The following is a 4,303-nucleotide window of genomic DNA, read 5'->3' as shown; positions in this document are numbered from 1 at the left end:
TGCTTCGGACAGAATATAGTCGTCGTTCCAGCAGTGTTTCCATTAAACACGAAGATCTGCGTCGGTCCGACATTGCCCGTTGGGCCGACCGTTGTGCCGGTACCTGCCCCTGCCCCTGCCCCTGCCCCTGCCCCTGCCCCTGCCCCGGTGCCTGTCCCGGTGCCTGCCCCTGCTCCTGCTCCTGCCCCTGCCCCTGCCCCTGTCCCGGTGCCTGCCCCTGCCCCTGTCCCGGTGCCTGCCCCTGCGCCGGTGCCTGTCCCGACGCCCGTGCCGGTGCCTGTCCCGACACCCGTGCCGGTGCCTGTCCCGACGCCCGTGCCGGTGGGAGGATCAGGGACCTGTGTGCAGACCGTTCCATTTGGCCCGGCAAACAGAAATGTGCATACAGTGGCGGCGGAGGCGGGACTTGGCTGCGCAAGAAGGGAATATCCCATGAGCACACTGGCGAGCGATGCTCCCCGGATCAGACTAGTCATCCACCCCATCCCCAATGATTTCACCTCGATAAATCAGTTTTCCAACAAAATCTGTTGCTTGAATGCAACGGAAAACTGAATATCGTTCTCTGAGCACGTTCGAATATTTCGATTTACAGCAACATGATAATGCAAAATGGTTAACAATATGTTGAAGCATTTTCTAGATCTCAAAACCGTAATAGCGATCGCTTTGCTCTCATCATTTACTATTTTTACCAAGCTCAATGTGCCTATATCCGACTCGATGATCGTCAGCGCGATCGCCGCCGACAATGATCAATCGATTTGCGAGAGACAAAATTCCGACCTCGGAGAGAGGATATCAGCCTGCACGCGCCTCATATCCGCCAATCAGGCCAATACGCCTTTGCCGGATGTCTTTCTCAATCGTGGTCGGGCTTGGTTCTTGCGCGGCGATTACTCGGCGGCAGCGCGCGATTTCGAAGAAGTCGTGCAGCGGGCGCCCCTGTCCTACCTCGGATTTCAGGGACGTGCCTTGGCTCGGCATCGGCTGGGTCAACTCGACGAGGCCCTCAAGGATCTCAATACCTGTATTAAGCTTGCGGGTTCGACCGCGGCACTGCTGAATGCACGAGGCGCCGTCCTTAACGATCAAGGTGAGTACGACCGGGCGATCCTGGACTTCAACAAGGCGATTGGCCTTGATCCGGCTTTCACGCGTGCGTTCGCGAATCGCGCCTGGGCTCAATATCACCTTCGACGTCTTGACCGGGCTCTCGTCGATTATAATACCGTCATCAAGAATAACTCCGGAGATACACAAGCTCTTATCAATCGGGCCGCAGTCTGGATGGACAAAGCGCGCTATGATCAAGCGATCGAAGATTGCAGTACGGCGATCCAGATCGACGGCAAGTTCCAGCAGGCCTATTCCTGCCGCGGGGAAGCCTATCGCCTCTCGGGAGACGTCGAGCGTGCCATTCTTGACCACGACCGTGCGGTCGAGATCGATCCGGAATCCGCCGAGGCCTACAACAATCGGGGCTTAACTTATCGCGACAGGCAGGAATTCGACAAGGCAATCGGTGATTTCGGCGAAGCAATTCTGAGGAATCCGAACTTCGATATTGCCTATGCCAATCGTGGTGAGATTTTTCGCTTGAAGGGGGATTTACGCCGATCGATCTCTGATCTGAACAAGTCCGTCGGCCTCGGCCGATCGTCCCCTGTCGGTTTGACGTTGCGTGGCGATACTTACCGCGAGGTCGGAGATGCGGACGCGGCGATCGGCGATTACAATCAAGCCCTTCGACGCGTCGGAGATTTCGTCGCCGCATACGTTGGGCGTGGTCTAGCCTACGAAGCGAAGGGTGACACTGCGCGCGCGCGACTCGATTTCGTCAAGGCTCTCTCCCTACCCTCGGATATCGACGCCGAGAAGGCGAAGCCGGCGCAGTCGATCGCGCGGGCGCGCATTGAGGCCATCGCGAAAGCTGAAGCGGAGAGGCTTCAGTCGGATCGCCTTAATGCCGCGCGCCTCGCCGTCGCCGCCGCCGAAACCGCCGAACAGGGGGCCGCGCAGAAAGTTCTGCTCGCCCGGGAAAAGGAAGCGAAAGCGGCGAGCGAAGCGGCGGTGAAGAGAGAGGTCGACCGGGCCGTTGCGCAGGCGCGATTGGAGGCAGAGCGTGCCGCCAACGCGAAGATCGCCGCAGTTCAGGCGGAGAGCAATCTCCGGCAGGCGGCCTTGAAGGCGGAAACCGCGCGGGTCCGCGCAAACCAGGCCCTACTGGCGGCCAACGCGAAACCGGGTTCGGTCTACAATCCCGGTCACCGTGTCGCGCTCGTCATCGGCAATCAGGCGTACGGCGCTTTTGGAACCCTGGCCAATCCGGGACGCGATGCCGATGCGATCGCCGCTTCTCTCAAGGCATCCGGTTTCGACAGCGTCCGACTCGTCAAGGACTTAAAGCGTGAAGAATTTCTTTCTGCCTTGAAAGATTTCGAGGATGAGGCAGAGCGCTCCGATTGGGCAATGATCTACTATGCCGGCCACGGTTTCCAGATCAACGGCGAAAATTATCTCGTTCCCGTCGACGCCAAGATGAAGCTCGATCGTGAGGTGCCGGACGAGACGGTATCCCTTGACCGCGTCCTATCGACGGTGGCACAGGCGCGGAAGTTGCGGATCGTCGTTCTGGATGCCTGCCGGGACAATCCCTTCGCCTCTCAGATGAAGCATACCGGAAGCAACAGGGCGCTTACGCCCGGATTGACCGGCATCGGCGAACCGACGGGCGGCACACTCGTCGCATTCGCAGCGAAAGCGGGTCAGCAGGCCATGGATGGCGGCGGCGGTCACAGCCCTTACGCGGCTGCCTTGATTAAAAGGCTGGCTGAACCGAACCTGGAAATCAGTATGATTTTTCGATATGTTCGAGATGATGTCTTAAAGCTAACCGAAAGTAGTCAGGAGCCATACACATATGGATCTCTGCCCGGCGAAAGTTTCTATTTTCGGAAAAACTTCAATTAATTCTATCTGAAATGTAATATAATATATTTTAATGCGTTGTTAAACTATTAATTTACAAATAAAAATATCTGATTATCAGGCGATAGACTATGATGTGTGTCGGGTGCGTGCGATTAAAACCTAAATCAGAAACGAAAATAACTCGGCGAGCGCATGTTCAGCTAAGGAGACGAGGCGAAGGCGTCAGACTGGCGGGCGCCGCGCCGATGATCGGGCCGCTGTCGCGCTGGCTCACCGACCGCCTGATGCGCTGGCGCCTCCGCGCCGAGGCTCAGTTGAAGGCGCGCGATCTGTCTGCGGCCTATGGCCCCCATGCCTACGCTATCGCCCGAGAGGAAGCCCGGCGTGGGAGGCGTGGGGCCGGGGGCACACGTGATCGCTTCTGGACAGCCGTTGCTATTTCTATCGTGGAGATAGAGGGCCGCAAGATCGGTGTGAGCGGTGCAGATCGTTGGGCTGCGCCGGAAACGAAAAACCCGCCGCGGCTCTCGCCGGGCGGGTGAAGGAATTGCCTCGGGTAAGGACAATGGCCGGACAGATCATTCTGCCGACTCTCCGGGCCGCATGCATGACCCGTGCAAGGTCCCCGTGACGCGTGCGTCGCTGAGACGAAAAAGCCCGCTGTAGCACCAAGCTGGGCGGGCGATGTCGTACCGTGCGGCATAGGAGTCAGGCTGCCGGTAAGTGCGGCCTCAGATTTCCGCGAGCGTCGCCCTGACTCATCCTCTCTGCGGCGGCTCTTCGCGGCCCGACCCAACGCGGCAGTGCGGGGCGCGCCAGTGTGAGACGTAGGAAGAGTATGCTTTGACAGCCCTCCCACAGGGCGGCCGGCAGAACAGCCGAGCCGTCGGTCCAGCGCCAAACGTGGAATCCGTCCTGGTCGAGGGCATGGAAGCCGTCATCAAGACGGGCATCGTCCAGCGCGATCTCGCGTGCACCTGTCAGTCCGTCATCGATGGTGAGGCCGGCCAGCGAGACACCGAGGCGGCGGTCGTCGCTCGTGCCGGGCTCCACGTGGGCCGGCACGCTGGTGTGGGAGACGAGGCGCACGTCCTGCGCCTTCGCCGGCAGGACGAAGCGGGCGGTGAGACCCACGACGTCGGGACGGATCACTCGGCCGTCGGCCACCAAGTGCAGGCCGGCGAGTGGTTCGTCGATCAGCCTCCAGCCGAGCGCCACGGCACGTTCCTCTAGGGTGTGTCATCGCTTGAGCCAGTGGAGGGCGGCGGCGAGGTAGAGGACGCCCATGAAGCTGATGGCGGTCTTCTCGTAGCGGGTGGCGATGGCGCGCCATTCCTTGAGCCTGGCCCAGAGGCGCTCGACCTGGTTG

General features: G+C 59.8%; 3 protein-coding genes. 1 reads left to right on the top strand and 2 read right to left on the bottom strand.

Features of this window, described 5'->3' with window-relative positions; translation table 11 throughout:
* Positions 1 to 624 precede the first annotated feature (624 nt).
* Positions 625 to 2,973 carry a tetratricopeptide repeat protein gene (locus MKK54_RS02800; protein ID WP_244008989.1) on the top strand — a complete coding sequence of 783 codons (2,349 nt, stop codon included), beginning with the start codon at positions 625 to 627 and terminating at the stop codon, positions 2,971 to 2,973.
* Between the two features lie 669 nt (positions 2,974 to 3,642).
* On the opposite strand, the gene MKK54_RS02795 is transcribed toward MKK54_RS02800, so the two are convergent.
* The gene (locus MKK54_RS02795) at positions 3,643 to 4,152 is read right to left on the bottom strand and encodes a hypothetical protein (protein ID WP_244008987.1); all 510 of its coding nucleotides are present in this window, start codon (positions 4,150 to 4,152) and stop codon (positions 3,643 to 3,645) included.
* Between the two features lie 21 nt (positions 4,153 to 4,173).
* A partial coding sequence (locus tag MKK54_RS02790) for a transposase (protein WP_244008667.1) occupies positions 4,174 to 4,303 on the bottom strand: 130 nt, incomplete at its 5' end.

It is taken from the genome of Methylobacterium sp. J-068, from assembly GCF_022829445.1.
Classification (GTDB): domain Bacteria; phylum Pseudomonadota; class Alphaproteobacteria; order Rhizobiales; family Beijerinckiaceae; genus Methylobacterium.
The sequence above is the reverse complement of the archived record's forward strand: the minus strand, read 5'-3'. Positions and strand labels throughout refer to the sequence as shown.

Excerpts from the sequence above, each read along its gene's own strand:
- MKK54_RS02800 (WP_244008989.1), top strand. The coding sequence starts at position 625 with ATGTTGAAGCATTTTCTAGATCTCAAAACCGTAATAGCGATCGCTTTG.